The sequence below is a fragment of the Duganella fentianensis genome, assembly GCF_009857835.1.
In the GTDB taxonomy this organism is placed as follows: Bacteria; Pseudomonadota; Gammaproteobacteria; order Burkholderiales; family Burkholderiaceae_D; genus Rugamonas; species Rugamonas fentianensis.
Genome location: NZ_WWCL01000001.1, coordinates 1,393,994 through 1,414,993 on the forward strand (window position 1 = coordinate 1,393,994; position 21,000 = coordinate 1,414,993).

The following is a 21,000-nucleotide window of genomic DNA, read 5'->3' on the forward strand; positions in this document are numbered from 1 at the left end:
GGATGCCTATTATTCTTGCCATTGAAACTTCGTCCGAACTGGCTTCCTGCGCGCTGCTGCGCGGCGAGTCGGTGCTGAGCCGCGTCTCGTCCGGGGTGCGTACCCATTCCCAGTCGGTCTTGCCGATGATACAGGAACTGCTGGCCGAAGCCGGTATCGCCCTGTGCGATTGCGACGCCATTGCCTTCGGCTCCGGTCCCGGTTCCTTCACGGGCGTGCGCACGGCTTGCGGCGTGGCGCAAGGGCTGGCATTTGGCGCCAGCCTGCCCGTAGTGCCAGTGGTGACGCTCGATGCCATGGCGCTGGCCTGCCATCAGCAGCACGCTGCACGGGACGTGCTGACCGTGCTCGATGCCCGCATGGGCGAGGTGTACTGGGCGCAGTATCGCTTTGGCGCCGATGGCAGTCCGCAGGCGGTGCTGGCACCGGTGCTGTCGGCACCGGCTGCGGTGCAGCCGCAAGGTACGCCGCTGGCGTGCGGCAATGGCCTGTCGGCCTACGCCGAAGCGTATGCTGAAACGCCACTGGCGCGCGGCGATGCTGCCATCATGCCGCATGCAGTACAGATCGCGCAGCTGGCGGCGCTGGCGTTTGCCGCCGGGCAGACCGTGACGGCGGCCGATGCCCAGCCGCTCTACCTGCGCAACAAGATCGCTTACACGCAGGCCGAACGGGCCGCCATGGCGGCTGCCAAAGCGGCGGAGGGCGGCGCGTGAAACCGGTGTGGGATCTGGCGCGGCTGCAGTACGAGCCTATGCAGCCGGCCGATCTGCTGGAAGTGGCAGCACTGGAGGCGAGCGTCTATCCCCATCCGTGGAGTCTGGCCAATTTCGAGGATTCGCTGCGCAGCCAGTATCAGGCATGGGTGCTGCGCGACCAGAGCGGCAGCCTGCTCGGTTATTTCCTCGTCATGGCGGTAGTCGATGAAGCCCATCTGCTCAATGTCGCGGTGGCGGCCGAGCAGCAGGGCAAGGGGCTGGGGCGTTTTCTGCTGAACCAGGCCGTGGCCTGTGCGCGCGGGCTGGGCATGGAATCCATGCTGCTGGAAGTGCGGCCTTCGAATACGCGGGCGCTGGAAATCTACGAGCGCTATGGTTTCAAACACATAGGCCGGCGCAAGGGCTATTATCCGGCCGCTAACGGACAACGCGAGGACGCACTGGTGATGCGTTTCCTGCTATGAGCGCCATGGATAAACGTTCGGCCATTTTCCTCGACGAGATGGACATAGGCGTGCAATGGCAGTTGCGCCAGCGCCCGGCCGTGCCTGCAGCCGACGAGCTGCCTGCCGAGGCGGAGCCGCTGACCGATGTCGCGCAGGACGATATCGCGCCGCCGGCGATGGATGCGGCAGAGCTGCCGGTTCGTGCGCATTCCGCAGCTCCGGCGGGAGCTGTGGCGATGGCGCCGGCACCGGCCTCACCCGCGGCGCCTGTCGCCGCCCCCGCCCCCGTTTCAGTTCCGGCTTCGGTGTCGGGCAAAACTGCCGGTGCGGAAGACATGTCGTGGTTCGACGATGTTCCTGCGCCCATGGTGGCGCCGACTCTGAAGGGGGCACCGGCAGTGGCAGCGCCTGCCGCCATTGGTGCCAGTGCCGCGTCGCTGTCCGATGCGGCGATCGCTGCGCTGGACTGGCCTGCCCTGCAAAGCGCCATCAGTCTATGCACCCGCTGTACGCTGTGCCGGAGCCGCCAGCAGCCCACCATCGGACGTGGCAGCCATACGGCTGGCGCTATCGCAGTGGTGGCTGCCGCCTCGGCACAGGACGAAGCGGCGGCAGAACTGGTATCGGGCGACGCCGGCCAGTTACTGGGCAATATGCTGGGCGCCATCGAGCTCGATCTGGCCAGCGATGTCTATCTGACGGCGCTGGTGAAGTGCCGCCCCGTGGATGATCAGGGACAGGAGCGCGCGCCCAGTGCGCCGGAACTGCAAGCCTGCCGCCCGTATCTGGAGCGCGAACTGGCGCTGACGGGGGCGACGCTGGCAATAACCTTCGGCCAACATGCAGCGCGCGGCCTGATGCTTGGCGCAGCGGCACGGGGCAGCGTGATGACCTATGGCGCCAGCGGTCTGCCCGTCGTCGCCACCTATCATCCTGACGATCTGCTGCAACGTCCGCAGGACAAGGCCAAAGCATGGGCCGATCTGTGTCTGGCAAGGTCGGTGCGTGACTAATCCTCTGCTCGCGCAAGGCGATGCCTATCAGGCTGGCTTTGCGCAGCGCTGGGGCCATCTGGCCCATCCCCATGTGCGGGCGCTGGCCTGGCTGCTCGATGCGCCCGATCTGCTCGACCCCGCCGCGCCCCAGTGGCAGGGGCAGGTGGCTACGCTAGGGCCGGTGAGTGCAGCCGTGGCCGACTGGCTGGCTGCACTGGACCGCCAGCCGGCCGCGCTGGAAGCGGCCTTAGGTCAGCACCGCCAGACTCGCCTCGGTAAATATGCCGAGCTGCTGATGGCCTTCTATTTCGCAGCGCAAGGCCAGCTGCATGCCCATGGACTGCAGGTGCGCGCCAGCCGTAACGACACCGTGGGCGAGTTCGATTTCCTGCTGAACGCCGGTGACGGCCTGCAGCACCTTGAATTCGCCACCAAGTTCTATCTGCTCGATGCCGCTGCGGCCAGCGATTTCAGTGGTCTGATCGGCCCGAATCTGGCCGATACACTGGGTGCCAAGATGCGCAAGATCTTCCAGCAGCAGCTGTCCCTGTCGGCCCATCCGGCAGCGCAGCCATTGCTATCCAAGCCCGTGACGCAGGCGCAGGCGCTGGCCAAGGGCTGGCTGTTCTACCCGCCGCAAACTCCGGCGCAGATGTCCGGCATCTCCAGCGCACATTGCCATGGCTACTGGCTGACGCGCAGCGCAGCGGCGCAACTGGAAGGCGAGCGCTTTGTGCTGTTGCCGCGGCTGCAATGGCTGGCGCCCGTGCGCCTGCCGCTGGCGGCTGCCGGCGAGGCGGCCGTGCTGGATCTGGCCGAGCTGCTGCTGGCGCTGGACGACCAGCAGGCGCAATTGCCTGCGCCGGTGATGGTGGCGCATCTGCTGCCTTACGGCGAGAGTCTGGTGGAAGTGCGGCGTGGTTTCGTGGTGCCCGATGCGTGGCCCGAACTGGCCATGCAGCGCCGCCAGAGCGGCGCGCTGCCGGTCTGAGCCGGCGTCAGCGTAACGCTGTGGCGGGCCGGCGCAGGCCGGTGATCAGTGTTTGGCTTCGCCGATCAGCGCGACGGAATCGAACTCGCGCTGGTTGGCCTGATGCTTGCGCAGGATGAACAGCATGGTGCCGGCGAGGAACAGGCCGAACAGCACGATGATCACGTCCAGATTCAGGTGGGCGCGCAGCATCAGCGAGTACACGGCCAGCATGGTGAGGATGGACAGATTCTCGTTGAAGTTCTGCACGGCGATGGAATGGCCGGCGCTCATCAGCACGTGGCCGCGGTGCTGCAGCAGAGCATTCATCGGTACCAGGAAGAAACCGCCCAGCAGGCCGACCAGTATCAGCAGAGGGTATGCCACTTTGACCGAGGTCACCAGCGTCATGCTCATCACGATCACGCCCATGGCTATGCCCATGGGAATCACGGCCAGCGACTTGCGCAGGGCGATGAAGCGGGCCGAGAGCACGGCGCCCAGCGCCACGCCGATGGCCACTACGCCGACCAGACTGGTCGACTGTTCATAGCTCAGGTGCAGGGTACGGTTAGCCCATTCCAGCACGATGAATTGCAGGGTCTGGGCAGCGCCCCAGAACAGGGTGGTGACGGCCAGCGAAATCTGGCCCAGTTTGTCTTTCCACAGCAGGGTGACGCAGTTGGAGAATTCGCCGATCAGCTTGATCGGGTTGCGCTCCTGATGGCCGTACACGCAGCCCGTGTCGGGAATACGGGTATTGAACAGGGCTGCCAGGGCATAAATGGCCACCACCACGCACAGCGCGGCTTCCGGTGCCGTGTCGATGCCGGTATCGAAGAAGGGCAGGTCGAACGACAGCAGGAAGCCCGATACCTGTGCGCCCACCAGTTTGCCACCCAGCACGGTGCCGAAAATAATCGACAGCACGGTCAGGCCTTCCACCCAGCCGTTGGCGGCAACAAGTTTCTCTGCGGGAAGTAATTCAGTGAGGATGCCGTATTTGGCGGGCGAGTAGACGGCGGCGCCGAAGCCCACCAGCGCATAGGCGAGCAGGGGATGGACGTCGGCAAAGATCAGTAAACAGCCCGCAACCTTGATCAGATTGGAAATGAACATGACCTTGCCCTTGGGCATGGAATCCGCGAAAGCGCCGACAAATGCGGCCAACAGCACGTAAAACAGCGTGAACGAGAGTTTCAGCAGCGGGGTGATCCATGCTGGCGACTTCATGGTAACCAGCAAGTCTATCGCAACGAACAGCAGTGCATTATCCGCCAGAGAGGAGAAGAACTGCGCTGCCATGATGGTGTAGAAACCACGCTTCATACTGGATGCCTGAAAACTTATCTGGCTTGCTTTATACCATGCTTTGTTCGTATCCCCAAGAATTGCACCGCGCGCTAGAGGCGCCACACGGTAAAATACGGGCTTCTCTGATTTTGCGTATTGTGATTATGCCTAGGCCTATACTCGCTACCATCCACGTTGATTCCCTGAAACATAACCTGGCGCTGGCAAAAGCGCAGTCGCCCGGCGCGCGCGCCTGGGGCGTACTCAAGGCGAATGGCTATGGCCACGGGCTGGAGCGGGCCATGCGCGGCTTTGCCGAAGCCGACGGACTGGCGCTGGTAGAAGTCGATTACGCCGTGCGCCTGCGCGAACTGGGCTGGACCAAGCCTATCCTGCTGCTGGAAGGTTTTTTTGACGCCCAGGATATCGAGACCATGGCCGAGCACAATCTGCAGGCCGCCGTGCACTGCAATGAGCAACTGGCCTGGCTGGAAGCGGCGCAGGAGCGCCTGACGGCGCGCGGGGTGCGATTTGATCTGCATCTGAAAATGAATAGCGGCATGAACCGTCTTGGTTTCATGCCGCAAGCCTTTGCGGCGGCCCATGCCCGCCTGAGCGCGATTTCCTGTGTGGCCAGCATCACCATGATGACCCACTTTGCCAATGCCGACGATACCGAGCATCCGCTGCTGCCTATCGCCGAGCAGATCCGCCGTTTCGAAGCCGGTACGGCCGGGCTGGAAGGGGCGCGTAGTCTGTCCAATTCGGCCGGCGTGCTGCTGCACCAGAAAACTCTGCGCAACGACTGGATACGCCCCGGCATCATGCTGTACGGCGCCACCCCGGGCGGCGCCACGGCCCAGCAGTTCGGCCTGCAGCCGGCCATGACGCTGAGCAGCGAAATCATAGGCGTGCAGGAAATCGCAGATGGCGAGCTGGTCGGCTACGGCAGCCGTTTCCAGGCCGAAGGCAAGATGCGCATAGGCGTGGTCGCTTGCGGCTATGCGGACGGCTATCCGCGGCACGCGCCGCTGGGCACGCCAGTGCTGGTCGATGGTGTGCGCACCCGTCTGATCGGCCGCGTATCGATGGATATGCTGACGGTGGACCTGACCAACCTGCCGCAGGCCAAGGTAGGCAGCAAGGTAGTGCTGTGGGGCCGTGGCAACCCTATCGATGATGTGGCCACGGCAGCCGGCACCATAGGCTATGAGCTGATGTGCGCGCTGGCGCCGCGGGTGCCGGTGGTGGAAGGCTGAGCATGGCCAAGGCGAAAACCCAGTACACCTGCAGCGAATGCGGTGCCACGGCCAATAAATGGACGGGGCAGTGCAGCGCCTGCCAGCAGTGGAATACCATGGTGGAGACGCTGGTGGAAACGGGTGGCAACAACCGCTATTCCCAGCCCCAGCATCTGTCGCTGGCGCAGACGGCGCCCGTGCTGTCGCTGGCCGATATCGATGCCATCGACGTGCCCCGTTTCGGCACCGGCATCGAGGAATTCGACCGTGTACTGGGTGGCGGGCTGGTGGCGGGTGGCGTGGTACTGATAGGCGGCGACCCCGGCATCGGCAAGTCCACGCTGCTGCTGCAGGCGCTGGCGAATGTGTCGCATCTGAAAAAAGTGCTGTATGTGAGCGGCGAGGAATCCGGTGCCCAGATCGCTTTGCGTGCCAAGCGGCTGGCCATCGATGCGCGCGAACTCAAGCTGCAGGCAGAAATCCAGCTGGAAAAAATTCTTGCCACGCTGGCCGACCTGAAGCCGGAAGTGGCCGTGATCGACTCGATCCAGACCCTGTATTCGGATGCGCTCAGTTCGGCACCAGGCTCGGTGGCGCAGGTGCGCGAATGCGCGGCCCAGCTGACCCGCGTGGCCAAGCAGACCGGTATCACCATTATTCTGGTGGGCCATGTGACCAAGGAGGGGGCGCTGGCCGGGCCGCGCGTACTCGAACACATCGTCGATACCGTGCTGTATTTCGAAGGCGATAGCCATTCCAGCTTCCGGCTGGTACGCGCCATCAAGAACCGTTTCGGCGCCGTCAACGAACTGGGGGTGTTTGCCATGACGGAAAAAGGCCTGAAGGGCGTGTCCAACCCGTCGGCCCTGTTCCTGTCCCAGCACGACAATCAGGTGCCTGGTTCCTGTGTGATGGTGACGCAGGAAGGCACCCGTCCGCTGCTGGTGGAAATCCAGGCGCTGGTCGATGCCAGCCACCAGCCCAATGCGCGCCGCCTGTCCGTTGGGCTGGAGCAGAACCGTCTGGCCATGCTGCTGGCCGTGCTGCACCGCCATGCCGGTATTGCCGCCTTCGATCAGGATGTCTTCATCAACGCCGTGGGCGGGGTGAAGATCACTGAACCGGCGGCCGATCTGGCTGTGCTGCTGGCAATTAATTCGTCGATGCGCAACAAGCCGCTGCCGCGCGGCTTCGTGGTGTTCGGCGAAGTGGGGCTGGCCGGTGAAATCCGTCCGGCGCCACGCGGCCAGGAGCGTTTGCGCGAAGCGGCCAAGCTGGGCTTTTCGATCGCCATGATCCCGAGTTCGAATGCGCCCAAGCAGCCTATCGAGGGCATGAGCATACTGGCCGTCGACCGCATCGACGATGCCTTTACCAAGCTGCGCGAAATCCAGTAAACCTGTATTGTTATGCTTGTCCGTAAATAGCGCGGAAATGCTGGGAAATAGAGTGGTTTGCAGCTTAAAAGCTGGCAAAGTATTAGTACAAAGGATAGCAAATTGTTAGCCGATCAACGAGCTGTAGCGCGTAAGATTCTAAGAGCAAAAGTTATGGTGGCGATGGACGGGATGCCGCCTTATCAGGGGCGCACCATCGATATCTGCCCGCAGGGCTTGTCGCTGCATTTTGATCACAAGCTCAACCCCGGCCAGACGGGCCAGATGATGTACGAGATTTTTCTCGATGGTAAAGCTCAGGTGCTGACCTGCCGCTGCAAGGTCAGTCACTGCATCTTCAGCGGTGACCAGTTCAAGATCGGCTTCCAGTTTGTCAATCCTGATGCGGCCGTCACGGCGGCTATCGCCAAATATATGCGCTAGGCAGGGCCAGTCGCACGAGCAGAACACGATTTCCGATGCTGCTCGCGGCTTTAAAAATTCCATCATGTTGCATACTATGTAAGTAATTGTGATCGGATCTCACCATGGCTACCTCCACCATCAATACCGCCACCACCAGTAGCGGTACTTCGCTGTCCACCGACGTCTATAACCGCGTCCAGAAAACCATGTCTGCCCAGAATGGGGTGGCCACCAAGCTCAACACGGCGCTCAAGGCCGATCAGACCAAGCTATCCGGACTGGGCCAGCTGAAAAGCGCCTTGTCCGCTTTCCAGACGCTGGCCGCCAGCCTGAGCGGCAGCGGCCTGAGCACCAGTGCCAGTGTTTCCGCCAAGTCCGTGCTGACGGCCAGCAGCAGTGGCGCCGCCAAAGCCGGCACCTACGCGCTCGATATCAAGCAGCTGGCACAGGGCCAGTTCCTCACCAGCGACGCGTTTGCGGCTTCCGACGCCAAGCTCGGGAGTGGCGCCGTCACCACCGTCAAGATCGATTTCGGCACGGCCAGTGCCAAGGGTTTTACCATCAATGGCAGCGCCAGCAGCAAAGCCATCACTATCAATAGCAGTAACAATACGCTGGATGGTATCGCCGCTGCGCTCAAGGCGGCCGGAGTGGATGCCAAGGTGGTCAAGGATGAGGACGGCAAATATGCGCTGGCCCTGACGGGCGCCAGCGGCGCAGCCAATAGCATGCGCATCAGCGTATCGGGCGATGCGGCGCTGAAAAGCCTGCTCAGCTTCGATCCCGATGGTACGCAAAAACTCAAACAGGGGAGCGCGGCCAGCGATGCCGTGCTGACCGTGGGCGACAAGCAGATCACCAGTGCCAGCAATACGCTGGACAAGGCCATCGCCGGCCTGACCCTGAAGCTGACGGGAACGGGCAAGACCGAGGTGACGGTGGCGCAGGATGCCAGCCAGATAGGCAGCAATCTGAAATCCTTCGTTTCGGCTTACAACGAGCTGAACAAGAAACTGCAGGCTTTGCAGAAGGGCGATCTGAAAGGCGATACGGCACTCAATCAGGCCGTCAGCCAGTTCAATACGCTGCTCAGGTCGGGTGGCGGGGTATCGCAATCGGCGCTGGCGACAGCCGGGCTGGGGCAGGATGCCAATGGCAATCTGGTGCTCGATGATAAGAAATTGCAGGCCGCCCTGAAAACCGATGCGGCCGCTGTCGGCAAATTGTTCACCAACGAAGGCCGCGGTCTGGCCGATCTGCTGGCCACGCAGGCCGGTAGCCTGACGGGGGACAGTAGTGTGCTGAAGCGGGAAACCACGCAGGTGAGCAAGGAAATCACCAGCATCAATGCCAAGCGCGCCAGCCTGAGCAAGGCGCTGACGGCGCAGGCGACGGCGCTGGCGGCGCTCTACTCGGCGCAGGCACAGACGGGGGCAGGCTCGGCCATCAACGGCGCGGCCGGCAGTGCCGGTACCCTGTTCGACATGCTGGGCTGAGTCAGCACTGGTATCAGCACCAGCGCGGGCCCCGTTTAGGCGCATTTTTCTACAGAACTCCTTGCATCCCTGCCAGCTATGCCCGATCATGCGGGCTAGTGATAGATTCCTATTTCGGAGGTGTTATGGCAGGGAAGTTGGTTGGTAGTCTGATGCTGGCAGCCGGTCTGATGGCAGGTGCGGCGCAGGCGCAAGAGGAAAAAGTCCTCAATATCTACAACTGGTCGGATTACATCGCCGACGATACCGTGAAAAACTTTGAAAAAGAGACCGGTATCAAAGTTCGTTATGACCTGTTTGATAACAACGAGATTCTGAATTCCAAGCTGACGGCCGGTAAGTCCGGCTATGACATCGTCGTGCCGACGGCGCAATGGGCCCGTCTGCAGATCGATGCCAAGCTGCTGCGCAAGCTGGACAAGAGCAAGCTGCCGAATCTGAAAAACATGGATCCGGCCATCCAGGCCAAGCTGGCCAGCATAGACCCGAACAATGAATACCTGATCGACTGGCTGTGGGGCTATACCACGGTCGGCATCAATGTGAACAAGGTCAAGGCCGCACTGGGCGGCATGCCCATGCCGGACAATGCCTGGGACCTGATCTTCAACCCCAAATATGCCGCCAAGCTGAAATCCTGCGGCGTGTCCTTCCTCGATTCGCCGTCGGAAGTGCTGCCTGCCGCCCTGATCTATCTGGGCAAACCGGCGTATTCGAAAAACGCCGCCGATTACACGGAAGCGGGCAAGCTGCTGCAATCGATCCGTCCCTACATCACCCTGTTCAGCTCCTCGGGTTATATCAACGACATGGCCAATGGCGCGGTCTGCGTGGCGCTGGGCTGGTCGGGCGACATCAGTATCGCCCGTCAGCGCGCCATCGATGCCAAGAACGGCAATGTGATCGAAGTGCTGGTGCCCAAGACTTCGGCTGCACTGGTGTTCGACACCATGGCGATTCCAGCCGATGCGCCGCACCCTAACAATGCCCACCTGTGGATGAACTACATCATGCGGCCGGAAGTACATGCCAGCCTGACCAACAAGGTGTTCTATGCCAACCCGAATTCGGCCAGCGTTAAATTCGTGCGCAAGGATATCGCCAGCAACCATACGGTGTTCCTGACCGATGCCGACAAGCAGCGCATGGCCGCGCCGGAAGCCGTGCCGGCCGATATCCGCCGCAACATCACCCGCATCTACACCAAGTTCAAGACCGGCATGTAAGCAGTGTGACGGGGCCGCGCCTTGCGGCTCCGCAAAAAACTAAGGCGCCGGCAGCGGTGTGCTGCGGGCGCCTGTCAGGCTCAAGGCCATACTGGCTATTCGTGATAGCGGTCCATCAGTTTGTGTTTGCTGCCGCGCATTTCGACAATAATTTCATACACGACTAGGGCGATCATTCCGCCGAAGATCCCCATGGTGAGCAAGGTGAACATGCGATCCTCCCTCCGGTTGATACGCTTTCACTCTAGCAGCCAATTGCCGTTTTACAAGGCTCGTTCCACGGGATTTTTGCGCTAGCTCAGCTTGCTTTTATTTCATCACCAGATCGGCCGCCATCACGGCTTTCAGGTAGAGGCTGGCCGGGTCACCGGCATCGCGCTGGCAGAACCACCAGGCGCTGGCCTTGCGCATTTCCCAGTCCATGTCGTCGCCCGTCATCAGCAGCGCGGCCACCTGTCCCAGTGTGGGCTGGTGGCCCACCACCAGCACGGAATCCTTGTTGCCGGGCCAGTTGGCGGCTTTCAGGATGTCGGCCGGGTCGGCTCCCGGCGCCAGATCGTTGTGGATGCGGTATTTGCGGCCCAGAGCTTCGGCCGTCTGCAGGGTGCGGATGGCGGGGCTGACCAGCACCTTGCAGCTATCGGGCAGTTGCGAGCCTAGCCACTGGCCCATGCGGCGCGCCTGCTTCTGGCCCTTGCCGGTCAGCGCACGTTCCAGATCGGACATGCCCGGCTGAGGGTCTTCGGCTTCGGCATGGCGCCACAGGATCAGATCCATCTCACTCCTCCAGTTGCGGACTAGGCGTGCCCAGCGTTTCCATCAGATGCTGCTGGGCGCTCAGGGCCGCCTGCTTGGCGCGCGGTTTGCGGCGCTGATACTGGCCGCTAGGTTCCAGTTCCCACGCGTTGGTGTTGTCCTTGAGGTAAGGATTCAACCCTTCCGCCAGTACCCGCCGTTTCAGCTGCTTATCCAGTACGGGGAAAGCCACTTCGATACGGCGGAACAGATTACGGCTCATCCAGTCGGCACTGGCCAGCAGGATGTCGTGCGCCAGATCGTTGCGGAAGTAATAGATCCGGCTATGTTCGAGGAAGCGGCCTATGATGGAGCGCACGCGGATGTTTTCCGACAGGCCCGGTACGCCGGGCTTGAGGGTGCAGGCACCGCGCACGATCAGATCGATCTTCACGCCATCCTTGGAAGCCGCATACAGCGCGCGGATCACCGATTCGTCGACCAGTGCATTGATTTTAACAATAATCCGTGCCGGCCGTCCCGCGCGCGCGATGCGTGCTTCGTTGCGGATTGCCTTGATGATTTCGTTCTGCAGCGCGAACGGTGCCAGCCACAGGTGCGACAGGCGGTGCGGCTTGGTCAGGCTGGTGAGGTGGATGAAGACTTCGTTGACTTCGCGCGCAATGCCGTCGTGGCAGGTCAGCAGGCCGAAGTCGGTATAGAACTTGGTGGTGCTGGGGTGGTAGTTGCCCGTGCCGAGGTGGGCGTAGTAGCGCAGCTTGTGGCCTTCGCGCCGTATCACCAGCGCCACTTTGGCATGGGTTTTCAGACCCACCACGCCATACACCACCTGCGCACCGGCCTGTTCCAGCTTGTCGGCCCAGTTGATATTGGCTTCTTCGTCGAAGCGGGCTTTCAGTTCGACGATGACGGTGACTTCCTTGCCTTGCTGCGCCGCGAGTATCAGCGATTCCATCAGGTCCGAATTCATGCCGGTGCGGTAGATGGTCTGCTTGATGGCCACCACATGGGGATCGGTGGCGGCGCTGCGGATGAAGTCTATGACGGTCTGGAAAGTCTGGTAGGGGTGGTGCAGCAGAATATCGTGCTGGCGCAGTTCGGCAAAAATATCGAGGTTGGCATTTTTGCGTGCATTGCCGGGAATGAAGGGCGGGAAGCGCAGCGCCGGTTTGTTGACGTGGTCGGTGATTTCCGTCAGCCGCACCAGATTGACCGGGCCGTTCACTGCATACAGGCGGCTCTGGTCGAGGCCGAACTGGTTGAGCAGGAATTGCGACAGCTCGGGCGGGCAGTTCATGGCCACTTCCAGCCGCACGGATTTACCGAACTGGCGGCCCTGCAGCTCGCCTTTCAGGGCCTGACGCAGATTCTTCACTTCATCTTCGTCCACCCACAGATCGCTGTCACGGGTGACGCGGAACTGCGAGTAGGCCAGCACTTCGCGGCCGGCAAACAGGTCGGAGATGTGGGCGTGAATCACCGAGGACAGCAGGCAGAACGACACGCCGCCATTGTCCGACAGGTGGTCGGGCAGGCGGATAATCCGTGGCAGCACGCGTGGCGCTTTCACAATGGCAATCGCCGTGCCGCGCCCGAAAGCATCTTTGCCGGACAGGGAAACGATGAAGTTGAGGCTTTTGTTAACCACCTGCGGGAAGGGGTGGGCCGGATCGAGGCCGATAGGGGTGAGCAGGGGGCGCACTTCCTGATCGAAATATTCCTTTACCCAGGCACGCTGGGCTTCGTTGCGCTCGTTGTGGCGCACCAGATGTACACCCGCTTCGGCCAACTGGGGCAGCACTTCCTGATTGAGGATTTCATACTGGTGGGCCACCAGCGCATGGCATTCGTCGCTGATGCGGTTCAGCGTGGCGACCAAGGCAGGGTGGTTGGACAGTGCGCCGTCAATGGTGCCGGCCGCCAGCAGGCTGGCGACGCGCACTTCGAAGAACTCATCGAGATTGCTGCTGGCGATACACAGGTAGCGCAGCCGTTCCAGCAGGGGTATCGAGCGGTCCTCGGCCTGCGCAAGCACACGCCGGTTGAACATCAGTTGCGAAATCTCCCGGTCGAGGAAGGCGGAGGTCTTGCTTATGTCAGCGGACAGGTCTGGCTTCATGTCTTTTTGTTCACTTTGCAATTATTGCATTCTACGCCAGGTAGCGTAATTGTTGTCAGTGTAAGCATCAAATATGACAAGTTCGTGACATAAGCTGTCATAAAAGCCTGTCACAAACCATGAAATATGACAGCCCTCGACGTCATATTAGTCCCGTTGCGGCGAACTTTTCATAGTGCGTTCCGTCTATTCCATTAATGCTTGGGGAAATTTCAAGTTTTTTTGTTCATGTCATAAAGCTGTCACATACGCTGGTTAGACTGCGCAGCATCCTAACCCGTCATAACAAAGGACTTGATATGCGACTGAAACACTTGTTTTCCTCTCTGGTAGTTGGCGCGGCTGCTGTAATGGCATTCTCGTCCGCTGCTCACGCCGCCGATATGACCGGCGCCGGCGCAACCTTCCCATACCCTATCTATGCCAAATGGGCAGAAGCGTACAAAGCCAGCACCGGTAACGGTCTGAACTACCAATCCGTCGGCTCGGGCGCCGGCATCAAGCAGATCAAAGCCAAAACCGTGGACTTCGGCGCTTCCGATATGCCACTGAAAGCAGAAGAACTGGACGCCGAAGGCCTGATGCAGTTCCCTGCCATCATGGGCGGCGTAGTCACCGTGGTGAATCTGGATGGCGTGACCCCGGGCCAGCTGAAACTGACCGGTCCTGTGGTAGCTGATATCTATCTGGGCAAGATCACCAACTGGAATGCACCGGAAATCGCTGCCCTGAACCCTGGCGTGAAAATCCCAGCCGGCGAAATCACCGTGGTACACCGCGCTGACGGTTCGGGTACCTCCTTCCTGTTCACCGACTACCTGTCGAAAACCAGCCCAGCCTTCAAAACCCAGATCGGTGCCGGCACCGCAGTCAAGTGGGTAGTAGGCGTAGGCGGTAAAGGTAACGAAGGCGTTGCTGCCAACGTACAGCGTATCAAGGGTTCGATCGGCTACGTCGAGTGGGCTTACGCCAAGAAAAACAAGATGTCGCACACCCAGCTGAAAAACAAGGATGGCAACTACCTGCAGCCTGATGACGACTTCTTCAAAGCTGCTGCTGCCAACGCAGAATGGACCAAGACCCCGGGCTTCGGCGTGGTGCTGACCGACCAGGCTGGCAAGAACTCGTGGCCTATCACCGGCGTGTCCTTCATCCTGATGCACAAAGCTCAGGCCGACGCGACCAAAGGCAAGGAAGTCATCAAGTTCTTCGACTGGGCCTTCAAGAACGGCGGTACTGCTGCAGTGGAACTGGACTACGTGCCTCTGCCACCAGCGGTCGTGAAACAGGTACAGGATGCCTGGAAAGCTAACCTGAAAGACGCTTCGGGCAAAGCCATCTACTAATCCTCAGTCCCTTCGCCGCCACGGCGGCGAGGGGGTTAGCCTGCGCTACCCGGGTGGGCAGCGCAGGCTAGCTTCCATCGACGAGATCACAATATGAGTGCTGACATCACTTCCACGCCCTTGAATACCAACGAGCCAGTCCAGATGGCAAAAGCCGCCGCCAATACCGATGCCGAACAGGCCGCCCAGCGCGCCATGCATCGTACTATGCGTAACCAGCGCATTCAGGACTTCTTCTTCCACAAGACCACCATGCTGTTCGCCCTGTCCGTGCTGGCGGTGCTGCTGGGGATTATCGCTTCGCTGATGGTGGGCGCCTGGCCTGCCTTCAAGGAGTTCGGTCCCCGCTTCATCACCACGGTGGAGTGGGACCCGGTCAATGACCAGTACGGCGCGGCCATCGCCATCGTCGGCACGCTGGCCACTTCGGGCATTGCGCTGCTGATCGCCTTCCCCGTCAGCTTCGGCATCGCCCTGTTCCTGACTGAAATCTGCCCGGCCCCGCTGCGCCGTCCGCTGGGCACGGCCGTGGAGCTGCTGGCCGGTATCCCGTCCATCATTTACGGCATGTGGGGCCTGTTCGTGTTTGCGCCGCTGTTCGGCGACTATGTGCAGCCGCTGATGAAAAGCGTGCTGGGCCCGCTGCCCATCATCGGCCAGTTCTTCAGCGGCCCCACCATGGGCATAGGCATCCTGACCGCGGCATTGATACTGGCCGTGATGATCATTCCCTTCATTTCCTCGGTGATGCGCGATGTGTTCGAAATCGTCCCGGCCGTGCTGAAGGAATCGGCCTACGGTCTCGGTTGCACGCGCTGGGAAGTGGTACGCAAGATCGTGCTGCCTTACACCAAGACCGGTGTGGTGGGCGGCGTCATGCTGGGCCTGGGCCGCGCGCTCGGTGAAACCATGGCCGTGACGTTCGTGATCGGTAACGCCAACAAGCTGTCGTGGTCGCTGTTCGCGGCCGGTAACTCGATCGCTTCCACGCTGGCCAACGAGTTCGCCGAGTCGGATACGCCGCTGCACACTTCCTCGCTGTTCGCACTGGCCCTGATCCTGTTCGTCATCACCTTTATCGTTCTGTCCGCCGCCAAGCTGATGCTGGCTGGCATGTCTCGCAAGGAAGGCGTCAAATGAAGCAAGTTATGAATCCGGTGTACCGCAAGCGTCTGCGCATGCACCGCATCGGCATCGCGCTGTCGGTGGGCGCCATGTCCATCGGTCTGCTGGTGCTGGCCTGGATCCTGATCACGCTGGCCGTGAAAGGTTTCGGCGCCCTGAGCCTGAATATGTTCACCCAGACCACGCCGGCCCCGGGCAGCGAAGGCGGCGGCCTGATGAATGCCATCTTCGGCACGGTGATGATCGTCAGCCTGTCGACGCTGATCAGCACGCCGATCGGTATTCTGGCCGGCATCTATCTGGCCGAATACGGCGAAGAGAACAAGGTGGCCAACCTGACCCGCTTCGTCACCGACATCATGCTGTCGGCCCCGTCCATCGTGATCGGCATGTTCGTCTGGGCCATGTATGTGGCGACGGCCAAGCACTACTCGGGTTACGCCGGTTCCATCGCGCTGGCCCTGATCGCCGTGCCGGTGGTGGTACGTACCACCGACAATATGCTGCGACTGGTGCCGAACAGCCTGCTGGAAGCCGCTTTCGCGCTCGGTGCACCGCGCTGGAAAGTGGCCCTGATGGTGCGTCTGCGCGCCGTCAAAGCCGGGGTGATCACCGGTGTGCTGCTGGCGGTAGCGCGTATCTCGGGCGAAACGGCACCGCTGCTGTTCACTGCCCTGAACAACCAGTTCTTCAGCGCCGATATGAACGGGCCTATGGCCAACCTGCCGGTGGTGATCTACGGCTTCGCCATGAGCCCTTATGACAACTGGCGTGAACTGGCATGGGGCGGTGCCCTGCTGGTGACGTTCAGCGTGCTGGCGCTGAACATCCTGTCGCGTACCGTGTTTAGCCAGAAACAACCGAATTAATCTGATAGAGCGAGTATCCATGAATACCCAACTGAGCGCAGAAAACGTGGTAGCCAACCAGAATAGCGTGGCCGTGAACGGCAAACCGAAAATTATCGAAATCCAGGGCCTGAACTTCTTCTACGGTAAGAGCCAGAGCCTGCACAACGTCAACCTCGACATCCACGAGAAGCAGGTCACAGCTTTCATCGGCCCATCGGGCTGCGGCAAATCGACTCTGCTGCGCACCCTGAACCGCATGTACGACCTGTATCCGGGCCAGCGCGCGGAAGGATCGATCCGCTATCGCGGCCACAATATTCTGGAAGGTACGCAGGACGTCAACATGCTGCGTGCCAAGGTGGGCATGGTGTTCCAGAAGCCTACCCCGTTCCCGATGTCGATCTACGACAACATCGCGTTCGGCGTGCGCCTGTATGAAGACCTGTCCAAAGGCGAGATGGACGAGCGGGTGGAATGGGCGCTGAAAAAGGCCGCACTGTGGACCGAAGTGAAGGACAAGCTGAACAAGAGCGGCCTGTCGCTGTCCGGCGGTCAGCAGCAGCGTCTGTGCATCGCCCGCGGCGTGGCCGTGAAGCCGGATGTGCTGCTGCTGGACGAGCCGACTTCGGCGCTGGACCCGATCTCGACTTCCAAAGTGGAAGAGCTGATCAGCGAGCTGAAAGGCGATTACACCATCGCCATCGTGACCCACAATATGCAGCAGGCTGCCCGTTGCTCGGACTACACGGCCTATATGTATCTGGGCGAGCTGGTGGAATTTGGCGAGACCGACCAGATCTTCATGAATCCTGCCCGCAAGGAAACCCAGGATTACATCACCGGCCGTTTCGGCTGATCAACCTTATAATACCCATACGATTACGGAGAGCAGCATGATCGGTGAGCATTCATCCAAACAGTACGACAACGAATTAGAGTCCATCCGCTCCAAGGTATTGCTGATGGGCGGCATCGTCGAGACCCAGTTCCTCGACGCCATGACCTGCTTCCGCATCGGCAACCCCGAGCGGGCCGACCGCGTGATGCGCGAAGACGACGCCGTCAACCAGCTGGAAGTGTCGCTGGACGACGCCTGCAGCCACCTGATCGTGCGCCGCCAGCCGGCAGCCAACGATCTGCGCACCATCATGGCCACCATCAAGGTGATCACCGATCTGGAACGCATCGGCGACGAAGCCACCAAGATCGCCCGTATCGCCAAGGCCCTGCATGCGCGCGGCACCGTCACGGTGAGCCACTATGAAATGGTGCGCGGCATCGCCACCAATGCCAGCGACATGCTGCACGACGCGCTGGACGCGTTTGCCCGCAACGACGGCAAGCGCGCGCTGCAGCTGATCGCCCAGGATGCCGTGATCGATCACGAATTCCGCTCCATCATGCGTAACCTGATTACGTTTATGATGGAGGACCCGCGCACCATTTCGGCGGCGCTCGATACGCTGTGGGTGGCCAAGGCCATCGAGCGTATAGGCGATCACGCCAAGAATATTGCAGAATATGTGATTTACGTCGTCGATGGTAAGGACATCCGCCATACCAAGACGGCGCAGATCGAAAACAGCGCCCCCGAGCAGGCGGAGTAAACTGCCGCTACGGACGGCGCAATAAATACAATAAAATAAAGAGCTATGGCATCTGATAAAACTACCATTCTGATCGTCGAGGATGAGCCGGCGATTGTGGAACTGGTGACTTTCTCCCTGCGTGAAGCAGGCTGGAACTGCGTTGCGGTACAAAGCTGCGGCGAGGCGTGGGACTTTCTGCAAACCCGCACGCCGCAACTGATACTGCTGGACTGGATGCTGCCCGACCAGACCGGCCTGCGTCTGCTGACGCGCATCCGCGCCGACCGTCACTTCAATGAAATCCCGGTCATCATGCTGACGGCCAAGAGCATGGAAGAGGACAAGCTGGCCGGCCTGAATAACGGCGCCGATGACTACATCACCAAACCGTTTTCGCCGCGCGAGCTGCTGGCCCGTGCCAAGGCGCTGCTGCGCCGCAAAGCACCGGAACATGCGCAGGCCACCATGCGGGCCGCCAATGTGGTGCTCGATCCGGTCAGCTGCACGGTGATGATGGACCAGCAGAAGATCGATATCGGCCATGCCGAATACAAGCTGCTGAAGTTCCTGCTGGCCCATCCGGAGCGCGTGTTCTCGCGCAGCCAGCTGCTCGACAAAGTCTGGGGCGACCACGTGGTGATCGAAGAGCGCACGGTGGATGTGCATGTGCTGCGCCTGCGTAAGGCACTCAAAGAAGCCGAGCATTTGATCAAGACGGTGCGTAGCGTAGGCTACATGCTGTCGGAAAAATAGAAAGCGTAACGGATGAATCCCAAGTTGCTGTTCTGGGTGCCGGCGGCACTGCGCAGCGCCATCATACTGGGTGGTTGCGCAACGCTGGGCTGGCTGTTTGGCTGGGTAGAAGGACTGGTGCTGGCGCTGGGCGCCATGATCGTGATGGTGTTTGTCCAGCTGTCGTATCTGTACCAGCTGAGTAGCTGGCTGGATGATCCGCAAAGCGCCAAGCTGCCCGATGGCTGGGGCGCGTGGACCAGTATTTTCTCGCGCCTCTACAAGATGCGGCGCGAAGATGAAAAAAATCAGGCCGAGCTGACCGAATGGCTGGCGCGCTTCCGTCAGGCCATGCATTTGCTGCCGGACGGTGTGGTCATCATGGACGATGTGCTGTTCCTCGAATGGTGCAATCCGGCTGCCGAAAAACATCTGGGCCTGACCCATGAACGCGACAAGGGCATGCGCGTGACCAATCTGGTACGTAATCCCGATTTCATGGATTACATCATCCTGGGCCGCTACGACCAGCCGCTGACCATCAGCTTCCGCGACCGCAAGCTGATCGTGCAGATTATTCCGTTCGAAAACCGGCGCCAGATTCTGGTCACTCACGATGTGACGGAGAGCGAGCGCATCGAGGAGATGCGGCGCGACTTTATCGCCAATGCGTCGCACGAGCTGCGTACGCCACTGACGGTGATCGTCGGCTTCCTCGAAATCGCTGCCTCGGAAGGTCTCGATGCTGCTACCCGCAGCGCCCACCTGAAGCTGATGACGGAGCAGGGTCACCGCATGCAGCACCTGATCGAAGACATGCTGACGCTGTCACGGCTGGAATCGGTGGACTACCCGCTGCGTGCCGAACGGGTCGATGTGCGGCGGCTGGTGGAGCAGGTACAGCGCGACGCCGAAGCCCTGTCGGCCGGGCGGCATGAGATCAGCATCGCGATCGATGGCCCTGATGTGATGGGCAGTTATGAAGAACTGCATAGCGCCTTCGGCAATCTGGCTTCGAACGCCGTGCGCTACACGCCGGCCGGCGGCCAGATCCGTCTGGTCTGGAAGGCTTCGGATGCTGGTGCCAAATTCATGGTGGAAGATACCGGCATAGGCATCAGCACCGAACATATCTCGCGCCTGACGGAACGTTTCTACCGCGTCGACAAGAGCCGCTCGCGCGAAACCCAGGGCACGGGGCTGGGGCTGGCCATCGTCAAGCACGTGCTGCTGCGCCATAGCAGCACGCTGCAGATCAAATCGGAAGCAGGCAAGGGCAGCACCTTCATCGTCTGCATGCCCAAGACGGCACTGGTGCTGCCGCAGATCGAACTACAGCTGCACTAGGCTGGATTAGCTGGCCAGCGCGGGGTAGGTGAAGCCGAGGAAGTGCACAGCGTTCACCAGCAGGTGGGTGGCGATGGCTGCCTCGATGCGCCCCGTAGCATGGTAGGCATAGGCATAGCCAACACCGGCCAGCGCCGCCAGCGCGGCATAGGCCGGGCCGCCGCCCAGATGGGCCGCGCCGAACAGCAGGGCAGAAACCAGCACGGCCAGCAGGCCAATCCAGCGTGTCTGCGGCCAGCGCTGCTCCAGCCAGCGCGTCAGCTGGCCCTGTATCAGACCACGGAAGAAAGTCTCTTCCGCTATCACCGTAAAGAACAGATTCACGACAATGAACTGCAGCGTGTAGGCGGGCAGTTTGGCATCGATGCGCACAAAGCCGCTGGCCAGTGCCGCAGCCATCACGGTGACCACGGTCGCCGGGGCGAGCACTGCAAAGCAGCGCAGGGCCGTGCGCAATTGCGCCATGTTGTGCAGGCGCTGGCTGACAAGGGCCAGCAGCACCAGCCCCACGCAAGCCTTGTCCAGATTGGCGTACTGGGTGAACGGCAGGCCGTCCGGCGACACCAGCACGCCTTTGAGCAGTACCGGATTCACGAAGCCCGGCAGCTTGTGCATGGCCAGCGCCAGTGCCAGCACCAGTGTGAGCACACCGCCGAGCAGGCGCAGCGCGCGCTGCGGCGCATGGCGGTAGGCCCACGCCGATAGCAGCAGCGCTGCCAGTGCCAGCCAGCCGGAAGCATGCAGGGCGCCCAGCAGAGTGGCCCAGCCTAATGCCAGCACGGCCAGCACCAGCCAGCGCGGTAGTTGCAAACGGGGGGAGAGGGTAATCGGCGGGGACCAGACGGTGCCGATGGCAGCCATCAGGATCAGCGAATACGGGGCGGCGGTGATGAGAGCGAGCATAAACGGGAGCAGCACAGGCCTTGGGGTGTACGGCTCCCGATCAT

At 61.1% G+C, this 21,000-nt stretch carries 20 protein-coding genes; 16 read left to right on the forward strand and 4 right to left on the reverse strand.

The genetic code is table 11. The annotated features are described in order from the left end of the window. The first annotated feature begins 2 nt into the window (after positions 1-2). The 4 genes from tsaB to GTP23_RS06070 are packed head-to-tail and all read left to right on the forward strand — an operon-like array spanning position 3 to position 3,151. Positions 3-716 carry a tRNA (adenosine(37)-N6)-threonylcarbamoyltransferase complex dimerization subunit type 1 TsaB gene (gene tsaB / locus GTP23_RS06055; RefSeq protein WP_161034271.1) on the forward strand — a complete coding sequence of 238 codons (714 nt, stop codon included), beginning with the start codon at positions 3-5 and terminating at the stop codon, positions 714-716. Further along, positions 713-1,183, forward strand: a complete 471-nt coding sequence (gene rimI / locus GTP23_RS06060) for a ribosomal protein S18-alanine N-acetyltransferase (RefSeq protein ID WP_161034272.1) — start codon at positions 713-715, stop codon at positions 1,181-1,183. The genes tsaB and rimI overlap by 4 nt, the downstream gene beginning before the upstream one ends. Before the next feature lie 5 nt (positions 1,184-1,188). Continuing rightward, positions 1,189-2,178 (forward strand): uracil-DNA glycosylase, encoded by a 990-nt coding sequence (locus GTP23_RS06065; RefSeq protein ID WP_229255930.1) that lies wholly within the window; start codon positions 1,189-1,191, stop codon positions 2,176-2,178. Further along, a complete protein-coding gene (locus GTP23_RS06070; protein WP_371866828.1) occupies positions 2,171-3,151 on the forward strand; it encodes a DUF1853 family protein in 981 nt (326 codons plus the stop codon). Before GTP23_RS06065 ends, GTP23_RS06070 begins: the two co-directional genes overlap by 8 nt. Before the next feature lie 45 nt (positions 3,152-3,196). Here GTP23_RS06070 and lplT read toward each other — a convergent pair whose 3' ends face one another. Then, complete coding sequence (lplT, locus tag GTP23_RS06075) at positions 3,197-4,459, reverse strand: lysophospholipid transporter LplT (protein WP_155433640.1); 1,263 nt, start codon at positions 4,457-4,459, stop codon at positions 3,197-3,199. Between the two features lie 128 nt (positions 4,460-4,587). On the opposite strand from lplT, the gene alr reads away from it, so the two are divergent. The 5 genes from alr to GTP23_RS06100 all read left to right on the forward strand — a co-directional run bounded on the left by alr (position 4,588) and on the right by GTP23_RS06100 (position 10,188). After that, positions 4,588-5,682 carry an alanine racemase gene (gene alr, locus GTP23_RS06080; RefSeq protein ID WP_161034275.1) on the forward strand — a complete coding sequence of 365 codons (1,095 nt, stop codon included), beginning with the start codon at positions 4,588-4,590 and terminating at the stop codon, positions 5,680-5,682. A 2-nt stretch (positions 5,683-5,684) separates the two neighbouring features. Beyond that, positions 5,685-7,061 carry a DNA repair protein RadA gene (radA, locus tag GTP23_RS06085; RefSeq protein ID WP_161034276.1) on the forward strand — a complete coding sequence of 459 codons (1,377 nt, stop codon included), beginning with the start codon at positions 5,685-5,687 and terminating at the stop codon, positions 7,059-7,061. Between the two features lie 153 nt (positions 7,062-7,214). Continuing rightward, positions 7,215-7,484, forward strand: a complete 270-nt coding sequence (locus GTP23_RS06090; protein ID WP_229255931.1) for a PilZ domain-containing protein — start codon at positions 7,215-7,217, stop codon at positions 7,482-7,484. 104 nt (positions 7,485-7,588) lie between these two features. Next, positions 7,589-8,962, forward strand: a complete 1,374-nt coding sequence (gene fliD, locus GTP23_RS06095) for a flagellar filament capping protein FliD (protein WP_161034278.1) — start codon at positions 7,589-7,591, stop codon at positions 8,960-8,962. Positions 8,963-9,087: 125 nt separating this feature from the next. Next, the gene (locus GTP23_RS06100; protein ID WP_161034279.1) at positions 9,088-10,188 is read left to right on the forward strand and encodes a polyamine ABC transporter substrate-binding protein; all 1,101 of its coding nucleotides are present in this window, start codon (positions 9,088-9,090) and stop codon (positions 10,186-10,188) included. 309 nt (positions 10,189-10,497) lie between these two features. Here GTP23_RS06100 and GTP23_RS06105 read toward each other — a convergent pair whose 3' ends face one another. Both GTP23_RS06105 and ppk1 read right to left on the reverse strand, forming a co-directional pair. Then, complete coding sequence (locus GTP23_RS06105) at positions 10,498-10,965, reverse strand: SixA phosphatase family protein (protein ID WP_161034280.1); 468 nt, start codon at positions 10,963-10,965, stop codon at positions 10,498-10,500. A 1-nt stretch (position 10,966) separates the two neighbouring features. Beyond that, complete coding sequence (ppk1, locus tag GTP23_RS06110; RefSeq protein WP_161034281.1) at positions 10,967-13,063, reverse strand: polyphosphate kinase 1; 2,097 nt, start codon at positions 13,061-13,063, stop codon at positions 10,967-10,969. Between the two features lie 299 nt (positions 13,064-13,362). Here ppk1 and pstS point away from each other — a divergent pair, with 299 nt between their 5' ends. From pstS to phoR, 7 genes are all read left to right on the forward strand, one after another. Further along, positions 13,363-14,409 (forward strand): phosphate ABC transporter substrate-binding protein PstS, encoded by a 1,047-nt coding sequence (gene pstS, locus GTP23_RS06115; RefSeq protein ID WP_161034282.1) that lies wholly within the window; start codon positions 13,363-13,365, stop codon positions 14,407-14,409. A 195-nt stretch (positions 14,410-14,604) separates the two neighbouring features. Next, the gene (gene pstC / locus GTP23_RS06120; protein WP_371866857.1) at positions 14,605-15,549 is read left to right on the forward strand and encodes a phosphate ABC transporter permease subunit PstC; all 945 of its coding nucleotides are present in this window, start codon (positions 14,605-14,607) and stop codon (positions 15,547-15,549) included. Further along, positions 15,546-16,403 (forward strand): phosphate ABC transporter permease PstA, encoded by an 858-nt coding sequence (gene pstA, locus GTP23_RS06125; protein WP_155433649.1) that lies wholly within the window; start codon positions 15,546-15,548, stop codon positions 16,401-16,403. Before pstC ends, pstA begins: the two co-directional genes overlap by 4 nt. Positions 16,404-16,422: 19 nt before the next feature. Continuing rightward, complete coding sequence (gene pstB / locus GTP23_RS06130) at positions 16,423-17,241, forward strand: phosphate ABC transporter ATP-binding protein PstB (RefSeq protein ID WP_161034284.1); 819 nt, start codon at positions 16,423-16,425, stop codon at positions 17,239-17,241. Positions 17,242-17,278: 37 nt separating this feature from the next. Continuing rightward, positions 17,279-17,992: a phosphate signaling complex protein PhoU gene (gene phoU, locus GTP23_RS06135; RefSeq protein WP_155433650.1), complete on the forward strand. Its 714-nt coding sequence runs from the start codon at positions 17,279-17,281 to the stop codon at positions 17,990-17,992. Positions 17,993-18,037: 45 nt separating this feature from the next. Then, entirely contained in the window at positions 18,038-18,727 is a 690-nt protein-coding gene (locus GTP23_RS06140; RefSeq protein WP_155433651.1) for a response regulator, read from the forward strand. Positions 18,728-18,739: 12 nt separating this feature from the next. Beyond that, positions 18,740-20,053, forward strand: a complete 1,314-nt coding sequence (phoR, locus tag GTP23_RS06145) for a phosphate regulon sensor histidine kinase PhoR (protein ID WP_161034285.1) — start codon at positions 18,740-18,742, stop codon at positions 20,051-20,053. A 6-nt stretch (positions 20,054-20,059) separates the two neighbouring features. Here the strand turns inward: phoR and GTP23_RS06150 are convergent, their stop codons facing one another. Next, positions 20,060-20,956 (reverse strand): CPBP family intramembrane glutamic endopeptidase, encoded by an 897-nt coding sequence (locus GTP23_RS06150; RefSeq protein ID WP_161034286.1) that lies wholly within the window; start codon positions 20,954-20,956, stop codon positions 20,060-20,062. Between the last annotated feature and the right edge of the window lie 44 nt (positions 20,957-21,000).

What these genes read in the sequence shown, in the direction of transcription:
- tsaB (WP_161034271.1), top strand. Translation starts at nt 3, where the DNA reads ATGCCTATTATTCTTGCCATTGAAACTTCGTCCGAACTGGCTTCCTGC.
- GTP23_RS06065 (WP_229255930.1), top strand. Translation starts at nt 1,189, where the DNA reads ATGGATAAACGTTCGGCCATTTTCCTCGACGAGATGGACATAGGCGTG.
- lplT (WP_155433640.1), bottom strand. Translation starts at nt 4,459, where the DNA reads ATGAAGCGTGGTTTCTACACCATCATGGCAGCGCAGTTCTTCTCCTCT.
- alr (WP_161034275.1), top strand. Translation starts at nt 4,588, where the DNA reads ATGCCTAGGCCTATACTCGCTACCATCCACGTTGATTCCCTGAAACAT.
- radA (WP_161034276.1), top strand. Translation starts at nt 5,685, where the DNA reads ATGGCCAAGGCGAAAACCCAGTACACCTGCAGCGAATGCGGTGCCACG.
- GTP23_RS06090 (WP_229255931.1), top strand. Translation starts at nt 7,215, where the DNA reads ATGGTGGCGATGGACGGGATGCCGCCTTATCAGGGGCGCACCATCGAT.
- fliD (WP_161034278.1), top strand. Translation starts at nt 7,589, where the DNA reads ATGGCTACCTCCACCATCAATACCGCCACCACCAGTAGCGGTACTTCG.
- GTP23_RS06100 (WP_161034279.1), top strand. Translation starts at nt 9,088, where the DNA reads ATGGCAGGGAAGTTGGTTGGTAGTCTGATGCTGGCAGCCGGTCTGATG.
- GTP23_RS06105 (WP_161034280.1), bottom strand. Translation starts at nt 10,965, where the DNA reads ATGGATCTGATCCTGTGGCGCCATGCCGAAGCCGAAGACCCTCAGCCG.
- ppk1 (WP_161034281.1), bottom strand. Translation starts at nt 13,063, where the DNA reads ATGAAGCCAGACCTGTCCGCTGACATAAGCAAGACCTCCGCCTTCCTC.
- pstS (WP_161034282.1), top strand. Translation starts at nt 13,363, where the DNA reads ATGCGACTGAAACACTTGTTTTCCTCTCTGGTAGTTGGCGCGGCTGCT.
- pstC (WP_371866857.1), top strand. Translation starts at nt 14,605, where the DNA reads ATGCATCGTACTATGCGTAACCAGCGCATTCAGGACTTCTTCTTCCAC.
- pstA (WP_155433649.1), top strand. Translation starts at nt 15,546, where the DNA reads ATGAAGCAAGTTATGAATCCGGTGTACCGCAAGCGTCTGCGCATGCAC.
- pstB (WP_161034284.1), top strand. Translation starts at nt 16,423, where the DNA reads ATGAATACCCAACTGAGCGCAGAAAACGTGGTAGCCAACCAGAATAGC.
- phoU (WP_155433650.1), top strand. Translation starts at nt 17,279, where the DNA reads ATGATCGGTGAGCATTCATCCAAACAGTACGACAACGAATTAGAGTCC.
- GTP23_RS06140 (WP_155433651.1), top strand. Translation starts at nt 18,038, where the DNA reads ATGGCATCTGATAAAACTACCATTCTGATCGTCGAGGATGAGCCGGCG.
- phoR (WP_161034285.1), top strand. Translation starts at nt 18,740, where the DNA reads ATGAATCCCAAGTTGCTGTTCTGGGTGCCGGCGGCACTGCGCAGCGCC.
- GTP23_RS06150 (WP_161034286.1), bottom strand. Translation starts at nt 20,956, where the DNA reads ATGCTCGCTCTCATCACCGCCGCCCCGTATTCGCTGATCCTGATGGCT.